This is a genomic window from Blautia sp. aa_0143 (assembly GCF_004167315.1).
In the GTDB taxonomy this organism is placed as follows: domain Bacteria; phylum Bacillota; class Clostridia; order Lachnospirales; family Lachnospiraceae; genus Blautia_A; species Blautia_A fusiformis.
Genome location: NZ_RCXU01000002.1, coordinates 22,697 through 41,809, shown reverse-complemented (window position 1 = coordinate 41,809; position 19,113 = coordinate 22,697). Strand labels below are relative to the sequence as shown.

Below are 19,113 nucleotides of genomic sequence, written 5' to 3'. Positions count from 1 at the left end.
AAAGCAAACAGGACACGGTAAATTAACCTCCAATCGGCTACCGTGTCCCTGCAAGTCGTCATAGGTTTGTGTAAACGCAAAGAAAGGGCGGCTCTGAAAATCAAAGCCGCCGTTCCAAATGGGCGTGTCACATTGTATGCTTTACGACGGCTTTTTTTCTTTTACCGTCGTCCGGCAGAATGTTATTCGATGTTCATTTCTATATTTCCGGTGAAATCTTCACATTCAATCCCTATATAGTTTCCACCATCGGGAAGCGTAATTGTATCGCTATAAGTTCCGGTTGTTTCAATCAAAGTGACTGCTTCATCAGCTCCAGAAATCCAAAATACTTTTGCAGTTCCCTCCGTAACCTCCAGCGCGCAGTCAATAGACAGATCCTTACCAGCTTCACGCTTTATGGAAGTTCCGCCGAACAAATACTCTGTATCTGAAAAATCCTCATAGTTGGCTGTATAGCTTCCAGTATAATCATCAATTCCTTTTTCTTTCGTACCTTGTAAGGATGAATTTCCAGTAAGCGCTATGGAACCAGCAGACTGAACAATATTGTTATACTGATCGAGAACTTCATCTTTTGTGCAACCTGAAAGCACAGAAGCACCCAATAGCATCAGGCATAATGATAAGACTATTTTCTTCACAGCTATCACCTTCCTTTCCTGCGTATAGCACGCTTTTCTTTTCCCTTGGCATTTGTCTGTTTACGGGATTTTATTTCTTTTTTGTTACTGGACATCAGTAACAACAGCACAGTCCAAAGAACCATGATACCAACCCCAATAACCGCCAACAAAAGATTTGATGATGTGGTTGTTCCAGCATATTCACTCATGTCAAATCCTACTAAAATCAGCGCAGCAGAGAAAGGATAGATGCTGGCAAAGATACCACCTTTGAAAAACAACATGCTGTATCCAAGGAAGAACGCCAGAATGGAACCGCCCAGATATGCCCCTCGGATCTGCCCAAAAATCAGAATCAGCGGCATACAGACCAAATAGGTCGTCAGAGCTGCTAACACGATCTGCGTACCTCCATGAAAAAACACTTCCGCTGTCAATCCCGATAATCCAACCGTCAAACCAGTAATCAAGGTAATGCCAACGCTGTATATTCCCAGCAGAACTGCAAGCATACCGACTAAAAGTAACTTAGCTCCCAACATTTTCGGTATAGAAACAGGAATTGTCATGATGTTTTTCAGTGTATCATGAGTGGATTCTCTGTCTATAAGCCATCCTCCGATCATTACCAGTGAAATTGGAAGGAATATCTGAGTGTTTCCCCAAACAACATTTTCAAATAGTGCAGAAAAATCATAGTTTGGATTTCGGTACTCCGCCTCCATAATCAACTGGCTTCCATATTGCACCAAAGGACAAAGTGCAAGCGCTACCAACCCTACCAAAAGGATTTGGCACCGGCGCAGTTTCAATAATTCCGATTTTAATAAGTTCCACATAGTCACACCCCCTTAGATTTCCTGACGCCGGTAAACAAATGCAATCAGCGCAAGAAATACAATGGCTTCTACAATAATCACACCAAATACCTGAACACTATTCAGAAAATACGGACTGACCCGTTCCAACAAATCTGCCAACTCCGCACTGGTCTGGCTTTGGTCATAAAATTGAAATGTCCAGCGGAAGGCCAGCGGTCCCGGGAACAGGGTTCCTATGTTCAAACCAAAAGGCTGTGTAAGAAACATATCGTTCATGGAAAGGATATAATTCGCAATCGTATAGAAAAAGGTAATCACAACAGACACGATATAGTTTTTATTAAGAAGAATAACGAGCAGAATGCAGGGAAGTGCGCCAACCCACATAATCAACCCTTCTTCAATCCCAACGCCAAACAAGGTCAAAAAACCAACCGGCTCCCAACCCTGAAACAACAAAACCGCAAGGTTTACCAATCCTCCAACTGCCATAAAGCCAACGGCAAACAACAGTAAAACCAGCATTTTGGACAGCATTAGCTTGGTTCTATTTACCGGTATGGTAACAAGGTTTTTCAGTGTGTCATTATCGAGTTCCTCAAACAACAGATTCGAAGCCAGTATCACAAGAAGTGGCATCAAAAACAAATATGCACTAAGTTGGAATAGGCTGGACATCACTCCATTTACAGCATCCACATCAGTGTTTACATCTGCCAGAAAGAAAGCATAAGCCAATGGCATGAAAACAGAAATCAGTAGGGAAATAAATATCAATGGCTTCCGTTTCAATTTCAAAAATTCGCATTTGATTAGTTTAAGCAATTCCCTCGCCTCCAGTCACCCGCTTGAAGTAATCTTCAAGGCTTTCTTCACAGGTATGGGCTTCTGATACCTCCAATCCGTTTTCTACAAAAGCGGTTACAATTTTTTCGACAGGTAAATCAAGATTATGTAAGCGTAAATTATGGTCGTCCTGTATAGAAAAATTGTTTTCATGGAAAGTACGTTCCAAAAGTCTTGCCGCCTGTGCGGTATCGGAAACGGTAAAGCGAATATGCTTGCTGCTTTTTGCTTCCAGTTCCGCAAGGCTTTCTTCTTCCAGTAATGCTCCGCGGTTGATAATTCCAATATCATCAGCCAATAGAGAAATTTCTGAAAGGATATGACTTGAAATTAAAATTGTTTTCCCTCGCGCGTCACAAAGCTCACGAATAAAGGAACGTACTTCTGCGATACCGATAGGGTCAAGTCCATTGATAGGCTCGTCTAAAATTAAAAGTTCCGGGTCGTGCATGACTGCAAGGGCAATCGCCAACCGCTGCTTCATACCAAGAGAGTATTGCGAAAACAGCTTTTTATCCTTGTAAGGAAGCCCGACCAAATCCAGAGCGTCCTTGATTGCATGGCTGTTCGGCACTCCCCGCAGAGTAGCAAAAATACGCAGATTTTCCGTTGCGGTCAAATTCGGATAAAAGCCGGGGGACTCAATTAGACTGCCAATGCGGGGGAGCAACTTCTTTTCATTCCCTTGCAAAGACTTTCCCCAGATTTTGACCTCCCCGGAAGTCGGCTTCGTTAAGCCCAACAGTATTTTCATGGTAGTGGTTTTTCCGGCTCCGTTTCTGCCCAGCAGACCGTAAATTTTCCCACGCTTCACATGGATATTTAAGTCAGCCACACTCTTTTGTGAGCCGTATTGCTTCGTCAGATTTTTTGTTTCAATGATATAATTTGTATCCATATTCAAAACCTCCTGTTCTGTAAGGTATTCTATCATGCCAACCTTGCATTAACCTTGTCGCAACCTTGCATTAACCTTGCAATTAAGGAATGAATTGCAATGCAAATCCTATTCCGCTACTTCTCAATCCGTTTGGGGATTGAGAAGGTTCCCATGCCATTTTCTAAAAGACTTCTGAAAATAAGTAAGGCTCCCGCCATAAAGACGGGAACCCGCTTAAATTTCCAAAGGAAAAAGCAAAGTAAATTCCGTTCCTTTTCCCGGTACACTTTCAACTGTTATGCTCCCACCCATCTTTTCTACAAGCTGATGGACAATAGAAAGACCAAGACCGCTGCCTTTGTCAGACCGTCCTTTGTCACACTTATAGAGCCGTTCAAAAATGTGTTTCAAATCTTCCTTCTCAATTCCCACTCCATTATCCGCAAGCAGCAGCTCCATGTTATTTTCCTTCTTTGACAGGGCAATTTTGATTTTGTCTGCATGGCTGTGAGCGATTACATTTTGAATGAGATTATTGATGATCCTCATATAGCTGTCCATATCCAATCTTACCCGGATAGGCTGTTCGGGAATATCAATGTCATAATCGACCTGCTTATCTTCAAAAATCGGTATCCAGTCGATTAGGATATTTCTTGTCAGCTCTGCAGCTTCAACGATCTGGATCTCCAAAGCAAACTCGTTAGAATTTAACTTGAACCAGTCAAAGAGTACATCAATATATTCTTTCAGATCATGGGCTTTCCGGCGGGCGGTTTCAATATAATCATCCCGGTCTTTTCCTGTGACCAGTCCTTTGTGTGCAGCGTCAAGATACCCAATCAGAGTAGTAAGGGGCGTTCGCACATCATGGGAAAGGCTCGTCATAAGCTGGCGGTTGGTTTCTTCCGTCTGCCGTACAGTTGAAAGTCTGCTTTCATAGGCCACAACGATCTCGTTGATTTCATAAGCAAGAGGTGCTGTCAGTTCATTTGTTGCAGATAGAATACGCCGGTTGCCATTTCCGTTTTTCACATCAACCAGCACATCGGTCATTTCTGCTATTTGTTTTTTTACACGCCGAACGAGAACGATGGAAGTCAATACAGCCACAACAACAATCACAACGGATAAGAATACGATGATTTCCATGCTGGCTACACCTCCTTATTAAACCGATATCCAATCCCTTTGACCGTTTGTATATACTTTGGGCTTGAAGAATTGACTTCTAATTTTTTACGAAGCCGACTGATAATCGCCATAATGTTACTGTCATCATAGAAATATTCTTCGCCCCATACTTCCTCATAAATCTGCTGTTTTGTCAAAATTTTCCCTTGATGTTTTGCACAGTACAGGAGTAAATCAAATTCCTTTGGGGGCAGTTCAAAAGTGCCGTTTGATGTAGTAACAGAACGATTTTCAAGGTCAATCTGCAGTCCGTTAAAATTTAGCTTTTGTATGGCTCCGGCTTGCTGATTAAAGCGAGTGTAGCGGCGTATAAGAGACGCAATACGGGCAATCAGTTCGTCCATATCAAACGGTTTTGTCAGATAATCGTCCGCCCCGGCTCGTAAGCCCCGTACTTTAGAAATGCTGTCATTTTTAGATGTAAACATCAAAATCGGTAAGCTGTACTCCTTGCGAATTTCTTCCAGCGTTTCAAAACCATCCATTCCGGGCATCATCACATCCAGCACTACAAGCTGGTATTCCTGCTCTTTTAATTTTTGTAAACCCTCTTTTCCGGTATTACAAAAATCAGCTTCTATGTTTTCTGCTTGTACGCTACGTTTAATCAATTCACACAGTGCTTTGTCATCATCTATAATCAAAATCCTATTCATGATGCAACTCCTTCCTTTGGGATATAATCATTTCTACATCCTCCACACTAACATTAGTGCCTTTTATGGTAGCATCTGGATCCATAGTAGCTCTGGCATCCAGACCAACCATTGCCGCCACTAGCATTCCACCTTTTAATATAAACTGGTTTTTATACTCTGATAAAGAAATTCGTTCTAAAAAACGTTCCATCATATAATTCCGCTTCAAAATCTGTGCATCTGCGGATTTTTTCTTTGACATATTACGAATTAAATCCTTTAATTGTCTTGCCGTTGTTATCATCTAAAGTAACACCTCCAAATATGGTCTAAGTATGTTTTCAACATGAAACATAGCTGCGTATTTCATAAGCATCCGCAAGTTTTTATCCTTACATTTTGCATATTGCTTTAATGCATCTTGGAAGACCTGCATTTCAATATTTTTCCTGCTGCGAAGCAGATCGCAAATCGTTCTCTCCATATCATAAACCGGAACTGAATGTCCAAATGATGTCAGCATAGTTGTGATCCCTATTTCATGTAAATCCTTTTTTACTGTATACACTTGAAAACCGTCTTCCTGCAAACGGCTTGGATTATATCCAGTTCTTACTGTTATGGTGTATTTCAAAGGCTCTCTGTCCGTTAAATCATGAAAAAACAATGCAGTTTCGTGAGAAAATACAGCTTGACCACAACGCAAATGCAAAAGAAACATCGCATCTGTCCACGTATCAGGTGATACATACACACCATGAGAAGCTTGCTCTAATCCTCGTTCCTTCACATAGGCATAAAACACAGACTTGCTAATTCCATTATTTAGGACTTGAAATGTCTGAATTGTCCCTCCACATTCACGCAATAACAAATCTAATTTTTCAAATTGAGTCATATATTCTCTCCTTTCATGCTAATATGATAATACACATTAGCATGAAAGTAAATATAAGTAATAGCAGTTAAAATTATAAATGTTCTTACTACTATTGGAACGGTTTTTATTGTTATTTTTTTAAGTTTACTTGCGATTGCAAATATGTAATCATCTTAAGGGAGAAAAGCGGTTAGTCTATACGATTGACTGCTTTTTTCATACCCAGAAAGGAGTGATTGATTTATGCGTATGAAAAAAGGACTTATGATAAATTATCAAATCTAAGTCCTTTTCAATCCATTTGAAATATAGAAAATATCATTTCAAATCATTATCATTTTTTACATATTCCAGAATATCTCCGGGTTGGCAATCTAATGCTTCTGATGCGGACGAAGCTCTATTTCCGGATTCATTCCTGGGAAAGTTAAATGACTGCCATCCATATTCACGGGGGCGGATGCTGTTAAATCGTTCATTGTACACTTTTACCAGCCTCTCTCGTCTCTGCTGGTCTTTAAAAATCCAGTCTTTAAATGCTACTTTCATTGCATCCTGCTTCTGTGATGCCAGCATGGTTTCTTTCTTATTAAGGACACGGTTCTCATCACCATTTTCATTCACACTCTATTTTATATCCTTGGAACCCATAGAAGCCGCCCATCCAGCCTGAATCCTTTGTATTACGCTTCCATCCCGTGCATCGATCGTAAGGAGTGGAACACCTGCATCATCCATCGTCACGTCTCCTATGACCGGTCCATCCTCCCCATTTCCGTACTCATACTCTGGCTCTTTGGATGTCCAGGTTCCATAAAAATCCCACACCGGGATCAGGACTGCTTCGGTATCGCTGCCTTCACTGTCTGGCATGCACATATAACCCAGCTGTACCTTTGTTATGGTTATCTCCGCACTCTGTGCATCAATGGACGGATAACGGTAGTGGCTTCCTCCATCGACAGAGATCAGCCGATTCTTGTCTTCTGTCATGACCTGCAAAGTGATCGTTTTTTCAAAGATATCCTTGACCTCATCAAAAGGAAGTAGGAACAGCCTTTCATCGGAAGCATTCGATGCTTCTATGGGATTTCGGTGCAGAAAACTCTGAAGTGTCCCACTGCAAAAGTCCATCGTCAGTACTTCATTTTCCCATCCTTCAGACTGTCCTTCATGAAGTGTTCCATCTTCGTTTTCCCATTCAAGAGCCTGCTCATTAACAGGCAGAGAGGTTTCCCTCACATAATTAACCGGAACCCCGTCTATCATCCGTTCAAAAATGAAATCATCTTTTTCCAAGGTAGTGCTTCCTTCAGTAAGTGCTTTTGAGGAACTTTCAAATATCTCCCAGTTTCCGGACACAAGACCTGAAACCTTCTCCTTTGCTTCCTTTTCAGATACTTTCTCGCTTCCTGCCTTTATATAATTTTGAAAGCGTTCTTCCCTTTCTTTTTTCTCACTCGATTCCAGGGTCATGTCTCCACAATCGTCAAAGATAAACTTCGCTATCCCAAATCCGAGTTCCTCCACATCCGATACCTGCTCACTCTGTGTATAAGAATACCGATAGGTCAGTCCATCTACTGTATATGTCCCCGCCTGTTCGTTCTCATTCTTCTCTTCCTGCATGGGCTGTCCTTTTCCGAATGTGTCTTTTATTTTATTCTGTTCTTCTTCAGGAATCGCCACCCTTTTTACTTTTTTTAAACAGATTGCATCTACATCCGGGACTTTTACCGGTGCATCCGCTGTCAGGGTAAAATTCATCGGGGTTTCTTTATCCTCCCGGTCCGCTGATCTTAGATCTGCTTGGATTGTTGTCTGGTATGTTTCCGGTGCCTGAACCTGTTCGGCAACGATTTTCTGAACTGTCTCCTTTTTCTCTTCTTTTTTCTGTTCTGTCTGATCCTTTTCTTCCACAACAGCAGACTGGACAATACGGTCACATCCGGATAATGTCAAAAGATTCATACACAGAACGGCTCCCATAAACATTTTTATTTTCTTCATCCTTTTTCCATCCTTTCCTTTCGGTATTAAAAAAGGTACCCTCTTCTTATGAGAAAAGAGTACCATATTGCTTTGCCGATGTATTCATCAAGATGTAAACAAATTGTAAATCAGAAGATGGCTCTTACCGTGGTCCCCTCTCTCTGTCTGCTTTCGATTTTCAAGCATCCGCCATGGATTTCAGCCACCTTCACACAGAGTGCCAGCCCAAGTCCGGATCCGCCTTCTTTTCGGCTTCGTGATTTGTCCACCATATAGAATGCATCTGTGATCTTTCCCAGTTCTTCCTCCGGGATCCCCATTCCGGTATCCGACACCTCAAAGATCTTTTTTCCAGCTTTCTCATAAGCCTTTACCCAAATGCTTCCACCGGCATCCGTAGCCTTTAGGGCATTGTCGATCAGGTTTATCAGAAGGCTTTCCATCAAGGCCGGATCCATTTTCATGGAAAAGGCTTCACATTCCATCTTGAGGTGCACCGCTTTCTTTTCTGCCTGTTCTTTTTCCATGTCTATGACATGGTTTAAAAGGTCACCTGCCATGGTCATTTCCATCTGTATGGCATGGTTCTGATAAAGCCCCAGCATCTGTAGCATCTTCCCAGAAAGAGCCTCCAGGCGCTTTCCCTCCCGGTTGATATGTTCCAGTGCCCGGTCTTTCTGTTCATCTTTCAGCTTTACATGGCGCAGGGTATCCGAATACCCGATAATGGACGTTAACGGGGTACGCATTTCATGGGAAAGTGCCCCCATGAGTAGCTCCTGTTTCTCTGCCACTTCCTGTAACTTCTCCATCTGTTCCACAGTTCTTCGCATCATCATATAAATAAAAAGGCCGGCGATCAGGAACACAGCCAGATAAATTCCCAAAAACCAGACAGCGGTCTGTCTCAGCTCTGCAAAAAGCCCTGTGACTTCCCGGACAGAGAGGACTTCGTATCCTTCCGGTCTGGATAATGGTTCCAGCTGGAGAAGGAGGTATTTCTGTCCCAGTTTCTGTATCTTGTAGGCATACGGATCTCCTTCATCCTTTAAGCCTAAGTTTTCGAGCCCCACCACTTTATAATCTGTCAGGTTTTCAATGACGGCATTGCTTTTTCGGTCGATCAGGGCCATGCCTTCCCCACAGCATCGTTGAAATTGAAATCCCATATAGGCCTTCTTTCCAGTCTCGGACATCTGCTCATATTTGCTGTTATCCCAAAATTGTTCCAGGAGTATCTTACCATTTTCCAGCTGTCTTCCGTAGGTCTCTGCAGCATTATTGAGGCTTCGTTTTCCTGTGATATAAAGACTTAGCGTTCCCACTGGAATCAGGGCACATAATAGCGTTACCAGCATAAGAAGTACCGTTCGTTTCCACAGCTTCATCCTTATTCCTCCAGACGGTATCCAAGTTTCGGGATCGTCCTGATCTCATCATAAAGTTCCAGCTTTTTTCTGAGCTGTCCGATATGGACATCCACCGTCCTGCTTTCTCCCAGGTAGTTTTCTCCCCAGACCCGTTTTAACAGTTCTTCCCTTCCAAGCGCAATGTTCTTATTTTGCAGGAGCAGCACAAAGAGGTCATATTCCATTGGCTTTAGGCTTACCGGAAGCCCGTCTTTGTAGACCTGATGGCTTTGCATGTCCACCAGGATGTTCCGGACCGTTAAGACTTTCTTGGCCCGTCCCGTCCTCTCCAGCACCTTCTCAATGCGTACCAGAAGTTCCAGCATCTCAAAAGGTTTTACCATATAATCTTCTGCACCCAGTTTCAGCCCCTTTACCTTGGAAGCCACATCATCCTTTGCAGTCAGGTAGAGCACCGGAAGCTCCTTCTTTTTGAAATCCTCCATCAGTGCAAATCCGTCTTTTCCCGGCAGCATGATATCCACCACTGCCAGGTCCGCGTCCTCCTGCCATAAGAGCAGCCTCTGGGCTTCTTCCCCATCATACGCTGCCACAGTCTCATACCCTGCTGCCTCCAGGTTCATGCACAGCAATTCTGAAATTGCACGGTCATCTTCTATCACCAAAATTTTATTTTTCATTCCCGCTGCCACCTCTAACGTTTTTCTATAGTATAGTTTTTTATATCCCAAGTCTACATTGCATTTGATCTTGCTTTCTCATCATTTATACGCATCAGGGCACGATAATGTGACCAGCTCAATTCAGGGCACAGTGTGTCTCGAATTAGAAAAGTACAATAAAACTGAAATTATAGATTTTTGTCTCTTTTCTTTTTTGCCATTACGAATCCTAACATTAAAATCAAGTTCATAAACAGTACAACTATGCTACCTTCAATTTTACAGCTGCCACCCGACAAAATTGAATTTCCACTAATTACCATGTTGAACAAATGCGGATAATCTTCTGCTAATGATACTCCACCCAAAATAATTGCACCAACTCCATTCCATAAAAAATGGATTACAATCGGAGCAACTAAGGATTCCGTATATTCCAAAACTGCTGTCACGAAAAGACTCATCGTTATAACGTTTAGTACAGGAAGTATTCCTGCCTCAAAAGCCCCACCATGTGCAAATGTAAATAATCCGGTAGATATAAGGACAGCGACAACGATGTTGTAATTATTTTTTATCATCTGATACAAGTAACCACGAACTAACACTTCCTGCATAACGCTATTGATAAAAGCTGAAAATAACCATAACCAAAGCATAGAAATTTGGTTTCTGCCATCAATATGTATGACCCCTGTTAAAGATAATATCACAACAGATACTCCTAACCAAATAGCTCCTGTGATACACCCAAGTACGATATTATAAACAGGTTTTCCAGTCAGATATAATCGTATGTTTCTTTTATCTATTAACCAGAAAATAATTGTAAAACCAATAACTGACAATAATGGAATCAATTCTGCCCAAAATCTCCAGACTGCCGCACTTTTTGTATCTGGTATAGGCAAAATTGAAACACATATAGCCCAGCCTACAAAAAAGGCAAACGTTTTTAATGATACCAATAGTGAACTACTCGGCAACTGAGTTATCAGAGCATCTGAAATCTGGCGGGATACTGCCTTTTTTCAGGGTGCGTCCATGACACCAATACTGCTTGCCTTTCGGCTATGCAGCTACTTTTATTATTTCTGGATTTTTTAGTCCGGTTACGGACAGTTCTTTCTGCTTTCCGGATACGGAAAGATATTTCCGCAGGATATTAAATGCTCCTACTGCATCTGCATTGTATCTTACTCCATCAGTTATATACATGCCCCGTTCTTTTCGGTTTGATGCTTCTGCATATCTTTTTGATACTTCCGGTGATAATGGGCTGCACTGGCTGGTATAGCTTTCCTCTTGTTTTATCAATGGAATCCCATACAGTTTCAGCTTATATTCCAGCATGATATACAGCTTATTATACGGCAGGCTGTGAAGCTTCTGGTTGGTCTTATGCCCCATATCTTTTTCTTTGCGGATATTTCGCATGTCTCCCACAACCACACAGCGGATATCTTCTTTTCTGCAGTATTCTGCAATCCATCTGGTCACTTTGTGAAGATAATCCTTTACTGCATTCTGCTTTTTCCTGTAAAATCTCCGGATATGTTTCGATGATTTTGGATATTTTATTCCTCTTTCCGATTGCTGCGCATACCATACTGACTGCACTCTGGCGATTTCTTTATTAAAATACCTTTCCAATGAAAGATATTTTCTTCCAAGGATAAAAGTCCTGCCATTTTCGGAATCATAACAGGTCATCAGATTATGAAGTCCCAGATCAACAGATAAATAATGTTCATTCTGAGAGAGCTGCTCTGGTTCTTCAATCTCATAGATAACAATAAGGTCGCATTTTCCGTTTTCCGGTGGATAGATTCGCAGCTGTTTTATATGATCCATGTCCCTGAAAATCTTATTTTCAAGATATAGAAATTTTTCATGGATCCCATATGTTTCTTCCATGTAGCTTTTCAGATCCTTTGGCAGAGACAGCCGCAGCTGGTCCGAACCTTTCTCATGCCGGAGCCCCATCTGCATGTATGTGACCGGTATATTTCCCTGTTTAAAATGAGGTGGATTTGGATCTTTGATCCCTCCGGTCTTTTTAAGGACATAAAAGGATCTCCATGCTTTGTCCAGCTGCTTGCAGGTCTCCTGTGCTGTCTGTGACGGAAGCTGTTTATACCACAGATTTCCTTTATGTGCTTTTTTCTGGTAATACCAGTCAGGATACTTTTCCAGTCCCAGTTCTTTATAATGGTGACGTTCGTAGTTACAGATATTCCAGAGTTTGGATGCTGCATAACACATATGCCCTATGATATTGGAATATTCCGGCCGGATTTTTACAGATGTTCTGTGTGACAGCAGCATTCCTCTTCCCCCTTCAGACAGTTATGCGGACCGCTATTCACAGTCCGTCTTAAATCAATACGACTTGCTCTGATGTTCAATATAACGGCGGATATTTTCCTCAGATACAGATCCGATTGTTTCCACATAATAGGAATGATTCCACAGCTCTCCCTTCCATAGCTGGTTTCTTATTTCCGGAAAACGTTCGAACAGTTTTCTGCCGGTGATCCCCTTCAGATACTTGACAATTGCTGTTATGGACAGCTTTGGCGGAGCTGATACAAAGCAATGGACATGGTCACCTTCACCACATTCGAATAGATGAACGGTAAACCCCTTATCCTCAGCAATCTGCTGCACCAGTTCCTGAAGGTATTCCTCAATTTCTGGGTTTAATATCTTCCGCCGGTATTTCACCGACCACACCATATGGTAGTTGATATTACATACACAAGTCCTGTAATGTATTAGATTTTCTTTCATACATATAGTATAACATGATGAGCGGAAATACGCAACAAAAAATCAAACATATTTTCGATTGATTATATGCCAGTTATGGCATTAATATCAAGGGAGATTATTATATTATCAGATTATTTCAATGTGCAGCCATGCACACTCCTGCGCTTTCATCTCGGTAATTGAATTGCCGAGGATTCCCGCTTATTGTCCTAATTTCTTCATGTAATATTTTCCTCTACAATCCTGATTTTCTTAATTTCACAAACTTGAATCCGTCGATTCCTTTCTTGTCTAATCTGTTAGCAATTTATCCAACAGCATCTGCCTGTTATTTATGAACATTTCTGTTACCCGATAGCTCTCTGTTTCTTCATATTCGCATAAATGTATTCGTCCATCATCAAAACAATAGATATCTGCATCAGGTATTCCTAACAAAATTGGCGAATGCGTAACTATAATAAACTGTGCTCCCTCTTTTGCACAACTATATATTTGCATCAACAATGTAAGCTGTCTCTGTGGGGATAATGCAGCTTCCGGTTCGTCAAAAAGATACATCTGTAAAATTCTTTGCAAATCTGGAACAGCTCCTGCACTTTCCCACTTAGATACTGCCTGTCTGGATACGCCCAACTGATTGGCTAGTTCTTCCGGTAACAAAATGTCAATAGTTTTTTAATCACTTTTTTCAAAAAGGCAAAAAAAAATAGAACGTATAGATTATTTCCATACGCTCTATCTCATATTTCATATTAAATTTTTGAATTCTACAAACTGGATTTTCTGCATTACTCATCATCCTTAATCATATATAACAAATTATTATATCCTGACTGCACAAGTAATTGCTTAAAGCCAGAAAGCACTTCTTCTTTTGTATAATTGTTGTTAATCAAAAACTCACTATCTTTCTCACTAAGGTATTGATAGAAAAGAGCTGCCGCCATCACTTCATCATTATTTGCATAATCAATGTTATCTAAAAGTATATTCTCTGCTTCGTTAATTTGCCCTGAATCAATCATATCAAGAAAACTTTTCAAATTTTTCCCTGACACTTCATATTTGTTTTCTTTTTCAAGCTCAACAGAAACATACTTTTTCCCATATATTAAAGAGAATAATATTCTCACCATTTCTTTTATCATTCGCATAATGTAATCTTTCTCATCCGTGAAATACATTTTCCACCTCCTCAAATTCTAAATTTATCTTACTTTCCCATAAATACATAAATCAAAAATATTGTTATTCTTAATAACTGCTTTTTCCATTTTTCCTTCAAGTAAAAAGCCATTTCTTTCTAACACTTTTCTTGATGCGATATTTGCTTCATATACAAGCCCTGTAATACGGATAATGTCTAATGTTTCAAATGCAATTTCACAAATCTGTCTTACTGCTTCACTCATAATGCCTTTTGAATATACTTCCTGCAATAAATAATAACCAATTTCAGAATCCTTGCGATACACATCGTCCTTCTGTTCAACAGATATCGTTCCTACAATTTTACCATCAACAACAATCTCTCGAAAGACACCTTTTTTACCTTCGTTGTCTTTTACCATGGTTAACCACCACTCAGCAGATGCATTTGTATATGGATTAGGTAATCTATCAGATAAAAAACTTCTATCAATTGAATTACACATTTTTATTAATACTTCTTTATCTTCAACCGACCACTTTCTTAATTCTATATTCATATCTATGTTCTCCTATAAATTCCGATTTTCTTGATTCTGCAAACTTTATCGTCTTGTTCCATTCTTATCAAAATTCTTTTTTAATGCTATTTCTGTTGGGAGAATAGACCCAATTAAAGGAATAAGTTGAACACCACAAATAATTCCTCCCATACTCCCAACACAATCTTCATTTTTTCCAATTACTAAAAGCATGAATATTACTGTTATCGGCAACATAACCATTCCACAGACATACCAGACTTTACCACAATATTTATGAGCAAATTCCCATGTGTCTTTATTCTTCATAGACATCGAAGTTCGATATCCAAATACTGAATTTATTTCCTTTGGAGCCTTTTTCATAAAATATCTTCCAAAACCAATCATCGTAAATGGAAGAAGCAAATCCATAATCAACATAAAAATCCAAAACTTCATTGTGAATCTCCTTTACTATAACTTCCGCTTTGTATTTTCGTTTTTATTCTTTTTTGTAAAATTCTTTCAAATTTAATTCACGTTTCAATTCTTCCTCTGACGGCAGATAGGTGAAATATTTCGATGCAAATATCTGGTGATTATCTTCAGGAAGCGTATATTTTACAATAGAATCTCCCTTATCTGCACAAAGTACAATTCCAATAGGCTGCGTGTCTCCTTCATTCATCATTTCACGAGTATAGTAATTCACATACATCTGCATTTGTCCTAGATCCTGATGGGTCAGTTTACCCATTTTCAAGTCAATGAGAACGAAACATTTTAAAATATAGTTGTAAAATACCAGATCAATAAAAAAGTCCTGTCCATCCAATGTAAATCTTTTCTGGCGTGCTACAAATGAAAATCCTCTTCCAAGTTCCAAAAGGAAATGTTGAAGATGATCAATCAATGCCTGTTCCAAATCTCCTTCATATACATGTGTGTCAGGCTGAATCTGCAGAAATTCCATAACATAAGGATCTTTCACTATTTTCTCATATTCTGGTTTTGGCTCTGTTATTTGAATTTCATTTGCAACCGCTATCTTATCCTGGCTTGCTAAAATACGCTGATAATACATCGTGTTGATCTGCCGTTCCAGTTGACGAACACTCCATGCTGCTTTTGCACATTCTTCCATATAAAATCTTCTTGCCTGTTCATCATTTATACGCATCAAGACACGATAATGTGACCAGCTCAATTCAGGACACAGTGTGTCTCGAATTGGAAAAGTGCAATAAAACTGCCTCATCTTACGAAGATTCGATTTATCAAAACCTTTTCCGAACTCTGCGGTCAGCTGCTCAGAAAGATATTCCAATAATTTCTTTCCGTATTCTGCGCGATCATTTTCTCCACATGCTTTAAAAATCTGTTCTCCAATTTCCCAATAAGTTGTTACCATAGCAGAATTTACCGCTGTGCTTAAACGATGTTGTGCAGACACAATAGAATTACGAATAGAATGATAAGTCTGTTCTGCATTTTGATTTTTTTGTAAATTATAATCCATGCTCTTTACTCCTCTGAATTTCCAAAATAGAACTTACTGTTCTTCTATTGATTCAATATTTTCAATCCGCATCAGCTTAACTACCTGCTTATCTTTTTTCTCTGTATAACAAATTTTTATCCATTCATCATCTGCGTCTATTATCTTGCAGGATAATTCAGTTTTTCCCGCAAAACTAAAAATGAACTCTGATCTGATAATACACTGTTTTCCTACAAGATCATTAATCAGCTTTGACATATATGCCACTCCTCTCTGCTTTTTCTCTAACCGTTTTACTTTCGTTTCCAAACGCTTTACTTTTCCCGGATACGCCGAATAACAAAGTAGCAGCAATAATGCTGCAATTCCAAACCATTCCATATTATTCTCCTTAGCAAACTTAACGCTAATATGTCTGTTCCTTAAAATATCTTTTGCCATTCAAATCATATCACACTATCAGCCATATTTCCATTTCAATTTACTTAGGCAAGTCACTTCGCTCAGCTACATTTCCCGTTGGCTTGCTTCTGTAACCAGCATCCTCTTGCTTTTCTCCTGCAAGGTTTCCTTTGCATCATCATCAATCGAATAGTTCTCATTTATCTCGATTTTTTTCGGTTGCCGGTCAAAATGGTCAAAGACTTCTTTCCATATCTGGATGGAACATACACACTTTTCTTCCATGAAACTATTGCTGATAATTATAAAAAAACAGAAGACCAATTAAGATCTTCCATTTTATAAACAAACCTCTATATAAAACTATATATCCTGCCCATTTTTAATAAAAACAGACAATCGGCACACTTTCGTCTATCCTATTATAAAGTTCTGCCGCTTTGTCCGCCGGAAGATTAATGCATCCATGGGATCCACCACCTTCTCGGAAACGATTTCCTCCAAAGTATGGCTGCCATGAAGCATCATGAAATCCAATCCCCCCATTAAAAGGCATCCAGTAAGTTACTGGTCTTTCATATTCATATTTCCCATTTTCCAACATCTTTCCTTTCAGCACAGATGGACTTTTCTTGTAATACAGTTGAAAAATTCCCGGTGGTGTCTGCCGTTCTGCATACTGCATATCTCCTGACACAATATCCGATTCCAAAATGATCGAACCATCCTGATAGTAATATAAATGCTGTGCAGACAGGTCCACTTCAATATACGTGCTGCCTATATCATTCATACCCCGTGCATTTGCCCGCATAGCGTATACCGGTTCCCGGTTTATCTGTACTCCTGCAATCATTTCCTGCATAATGGTTTCTATTTCCTTTTCCTGATCGATCTTCCATCCATAAACGGAACTATACACCTGAACAGTACGTCCGCTTGTTGTACAAAATTCCCTCTCTGTATTTACGGTATCATGTGTGGCAGCCAGCTTTGCCACATATTCTGCCACGTACTGTCTCAGTTCATCCTCATTTTTTTGCAGCCGTCCTCTCTCATCAAAAATGAGCCAGTTTCTGATCTCGTCCCCCTCCAATGTTACCGTTTCTTCTCCAAATATATATACGATTTTGGTCCGGATCAGATTTTGGCATTCTTCCAATGAATTTTTAAGATCTGGATCATCTTTCATTACTGCCGCTTTTACATAAACAGCCGGACAGCTATTCAGGTCAATCGTTCTTTTTTTGTCAGTAATCGCTTCTGACAGTGCCTGATAAGCTCCATTGAAATCCAGGGTATTCCCTTCTGTTTCCGGTACGATTTCAAACTTCGAATCTTTATAAGCTACATAAGCATCTTCTGGTGCTGTCTGATTCTCTTTTTTTACACATTCCAGTTTTTCCATCTGTTCTTTTAACTTCACTTTATCATAGGTCATGTTTTCCTTGGCTGTATAATTTTGCTTTTTCCAAAATCCCCGAACCCATTTATATGGTTTTTGTTCATCCAGATATTGGGAAATACTGCCATCCGAAACATAACGATATCCGATCAATTTTCCATTGATACTCTGTGATTTCAGATTTCTTGCCTTTACTTCCAGCAGATAATCCTCTGCTTTTTTAGCAACCGCCTGTTCTGCCTCTTCCGATGTTTTTCCAGAACAGTTAATTCCATTGATCGTTGTTCCCCGAAAAAATCTGTCTGAATAGTAATAAGACATTCCTGCATAGCCAGCCATAGCAAAGAACACTATGATGACAGTGATCATTATCCACATTTTTTGCTTTCCATTATCCTTACCGGTTATCTCTTTTCTTTTTCCCATCCATGCCCCCTGTTTTTAACGATAAACAGCATTCAGACAAACTTTTTAAATCGTCTGATTTTAATATCTCCGATTTAATAAAAAATAACCAAGGCTGCTGGAAAAAACATTTTCTTTTACAAACAGTAAGCTGATTTCTACAAAACATTTTTCCCCTGCTCTTTTACGGATAGGAACACCGCATCATCATTTATCTCACATTTAGCACTTTTGGGGTACTTTCAGACACTTTCCTTTTTCTCTGTGAACAGAACCCTGAAAACAGGAAAAAAAGGGCTGCCATGACCGGTCAGGGATTTTTCATCCTTGACTGATTCACGACAGCACCTAATCAGATCTCACTTATTTTCTTCTATACAAAATCGCTTCTCTGTTTTCTCCTTCTGTCCGGCCGGATTATACACGTGTTTGTTTTACACTAATCAGATGCAGATACAAGCAAATCGGTTCTCATAATAATAAATTTTTTCTTTCTATCGAATTTTCCTGGTTCATTTGATAAAATGTCCTTATCTAACAGGAGGTGATTTTTTGAAAAGAGTATTTGATAGTCCTTTTTTGAATAAAGCTGCACTGGTGCTGATCTGGCTTCTATTAATGGGCGGGACATTCTTTTATGCCAATAAAAACTATTTTCTTTACCATGAAAATCCAAATTTAATCAAAGCAGACGGATATTATCTTTATAATTTTGGTAGTCCGCGTCATTATTACTGGGCACTGCCTGTTAAATTCACCCATGAAGGCAAAGTATATCATTCTCAGCTTCCTTTAGATATACGAGATGAAAGTTCATCCTGTACTGTAGATCTTCGCATTTACATACCGGCAGATTCTTCTGGCAGTGCATTTGCATTCCGAAACAATATCACCATTCCTGCACTATGGAGGATCTTTATTTTTGTTCCACTGCTACTTCTTCTTACATCTAAAAGAAAAGCCTAGGAAGGTTTCACACCTTATAAAAAATATTCTATTTTCATCATCTTCCTTAAAAAAAAATGGGAGGTTTCACTTAC

21 protein-coding genes and 4 pseudogenes are annotated in these 19,113 nt (G+C 39.8%); 1 reads left to right on the top strand and 24 read right to left on the bottom strand.

What is annotated here, in order from left to right; translation table 11 throughout:
- Positions 1-182: 182 nt before the first annotated feature.
- The 24 genes and pseudogenes from EAI83_RS01140 to EAI83_RS01025 all read right to left on the bottom strand — a co-directional run bounded on the left by EAI83_RS01140 (position 183) and on the right by EAI83_RS01025 (position 18,094).
- A complete protein-coding gene (locus EAI83_RS01140) occupies positions 183-644 on the bottom strand; it encodes a hypothetical protein (protein WP_129974488.1) in 462 nt (153 codons plus the stop codon).
- 5 nt (positions 645-649) lie between these two features.
- Entirely contained in the window at positions 650-1,465 is an 816-nt protein-coding gene (locus EAI83_RS01135) for an ABC transporter permease (protein WP_129974487.1), read from the bottom strand.
- Positions 1,466-1,477: 12 nt separating this feature from the next.
- Positions 1,478-2,272, bottom strand: coding sequence for an ABC transporter permease (locus tag EAI83_RS01130; RefSeq protein ID WP_129974486.1), 795 nt, complete (start codon positions 2,270-2,272; stop codon positions 1,478-1,480).
- Positions 2,265-3,191 (bottom strand): ABC transporter ATP-binding protein, encoded by a 927-nt coding sequence (locus EAI83_RS01125; protein WP_129974485.1) that lies wholly within the window; start codon positions 3,189-3,191, stop codon positions 2,265-2,267. The genes EAI83_RS01130 and EAI83_RS01125 overlap by 8 nt, the downstream gene beginning before the upstream one ends.
- Positions 3,192-3,407: 216 nt before the next feature.
- On the bottom strand, positions 3,408-4,325 hold the full coding sequence (locus EAI83_RS01120; RefSeq protein WP_129974484.1) for a sensor histidine kinase: 918 nt from the start codon (positions 4,323-4,325) through the stop codon (positions 3,408-3,410).
- Positions 4,326-4,330: 5 nt separating this feature from the next.
- Positions 4,331-5,023 (bottom strand): response regulator transcription factor, encoded by a 693-nt coding sequence (locus EAI83_RS01115; RefSeq protein WP_129974483.1) that lies wholly within the window; start codon positions 5,021-5,023, stop codon positions 4,331-4,333.
- 19 nt (positions 5,024-5,042) lie between these two features.
- Positions 5,043-5,309 (bottom strand): annotated as a pseudogene (locus tag EAI83_RS01110) (nucleotidyl transferase AbiEii/AbiGii toxin family protein); the annotation flags it as partial.
- Positions 5,310-5,903: a type IV toxin-antitoxin system AbiEi family antitoxin domain-containing protein gene (locus tag EAI83_RS01105; RefSeq protein ID WP_129974481.1), complete on the bottom strand. Its 594-nt coding sequence runs from the start codon at positions 5,901-5,903 to the stop codon at positions 5,310-5,312. It lies immediately after the preceding pseudogene.
- Positions 5,904-6,262: 359 nt separating this feature from the next.
- A pseudogene (locus tag EAI83_RS01100) lies at positions 6,263-6,509 on the bottom strand (hypothetical protein); the annotation flags it as partial.
- 3 nt (positions 6,510-6,512) lie between these two features.
- Positions 6,513-7,895, bottom strand: a complete 1,383-nt coding sequence (locus tag EAI83_RS01095; RefSeq protein ID WP_129974479.1) for a DUF6034 family protein — start codon at positions 7,893-7,895, stop codon at positions 6,513-6,515.
- Positions 7,896-8,005: 110 nt separating this feature from the next.
- Positions 8,006-9,265: a sensor histidine kinase gene (locus tag EAI83_RS01090; RefSeq protein WP_129974478.1), complete on the bottom strand. Its 1,260-nt coding sequence runs from the start codon at positions 9,263-9,265 to the stop codon at positions 8,006-8,008.
- Between the two features lie 2 nt (positions 9,266-9,267).
- Positions 9,268-9,927, bottom strand: coding sequence for a response regulator transcription factor (locus EAI83_RS01085; protein WP_015525013.1), 660 nt, complete (start codon positions 9,925-9,927; stop codon positions 9,268-9,270).
- Positions 9,928-10,097: 170 nt separating this feature from the next.
- The gene (locus EAI83_RS01075) at positions 10,098-10,877 is read right to left on the bottom strand and encodes a CPBP family intramembrane glutamic endopeptidase (RefSeq protein ID WP_242981827.1); all 780 of its coding nucleotides are present in this window, start codon (positions 10,875-10,877) and stop codon (positions 10,098-10,100) included.
- Positions 10,878-10,980: 103 nt separating this feature from the next.
- The gene (locus tag EAI83_RS01070; protein WP_015525011.1) at positions 10,981-12,237 is read right to left on the bottom strand and encodes an RNA-guided endonuclease InsQ/TnpB family protein; all 1,257 of its coding nucleotides are present in this window, start codon (positions 12,235-12,237) and stop codon (positions 10,981-10,983) included.
- 54 nt (positions 12,238-12,291) lie between these two features.
- Complete coding sequence (tnpA, locus tag EAI83_RS01065; protein ID WP_192925805.1) at positions 12,292-12,702, bottom strand: IS200/IS605 family transposase; 411 nt, start codon at positions 12,700-12,702, stop codon at positions 12,292-12,294.
- 273 nt (positions 12,703-12,975) lie between these two features.
- Positions 12,976-13,245: pseudogene (locus EAI83_RS01060) on the bottom strand (AAA family ATPase); the annotation flags it as partial.
- Positions 13,243-13,356 (bottom strand): annotated as a pseudogene (locus EAI83_RS17980) (helix-turn-helix domain-containing protein); the annotation flags it as partial. The pseudogenes EAI83_RS01060 and EAI83_RS17980, both read right to left, overlap by 3 nt.
- A 119-nt stretch (positions 13,357-13,475) precedes the next feature.
- Positions 13,476-13,871, bottom strand: a complete 396-nt coding sequence (locus tag EAI83_RS01055) for a DUF6483 family protein (RefSeq protein ID WP_015525010.1) — start codon at positions 13,869-13,871, stop codon at positions 13,476-13,478.
- Positions 13,872-13,895: 24 nt separating this feature from the next.
- Positions 13,896-14,396 carry a GNAT family N-acetyltransferase gene (locus EAI83_RS01050; RefSeq protein ID WP_110103120.1) on the bottom strand — a complete coding sequence of 167 codons (501 nt, stop codon included), beginning with the start codon at positions 14,394-14,396 and terminating at the stop codon, positions 13,896-13,898.
- 45 nt (positions 14,397-14,441) lie between these two features.
- A complete protein-coding gene (locus EAI83_RS01045; RefSeq protein WP_015525008.1) occupies positions 14,442-14,819 on the bottom strand; it encodes an SdpI family protein in 378 nt (125 codons plus the stop codon).
- Positions 14,820-14,862: 43 nt separating this feature from the next.
- Complete coding sequence (locus EAI83_RS01040; RefSeq protein ID WP_110103119.1) at positions 14,863-15,879, bottom strand: PDDEXK nuclease domain-containing protein; 1,017 nt, start codon at positions 15,877-15,879, stop codon at positions 14,863-14,865.
- 33 nt (positions 15,880-15,912) lie between these two features.
- A complete protein-coding gene (locus EAI83_RS01035) occupies positions 15,913-16,242 on the bottom strand; it encodes a hypothetical protein (protein WP_015525006.1) in 330 nt (109 codons plus the stop codon).
- Positions 16,243-16,368: 126 nt separating this feature from the next.
- On the bottom strand, positions 16,369-16,548 hold the full coding sequence (locus EAI83_RS01030; protein ID WP_015525005.1) for a hypothetical protein: 180 nt from the start codon (positions 16,546-16,548) through the stop codon (positions 16,369-16,371).
- A 97-nt stretch (positions 16,549-16,645) separates the two neighbouring features.
- A complete protein-coding gene (locus EAI83_RS01025; RefSeq protein ID WP_021652238.1) occupies positions 16,646-18,094 on the bottom strand; it encodes a L,D-transpeptidase family protein in 1,449 nt (482 codons plus the stop codon).
- A 531-nt stretch (positions 18,095-18,625) separates the two neighbouring features.
- Between EAI83_RS01025 and EAI83_RS01020 the strand changes: the two genes are divergently transcribed.
- Positions 18,626-19,039 (top strand): hypothetical protein, encoded by a 414-nt coding sequence (locus EAI83_RS01020; protein WP_044961941.1) that lies wholly within the window; start codon positions 18,626-18,628, stop codon positions 19,037-19,039.
- Positions 19,040-19,113 lie beyond the last annotated feature (74 nt).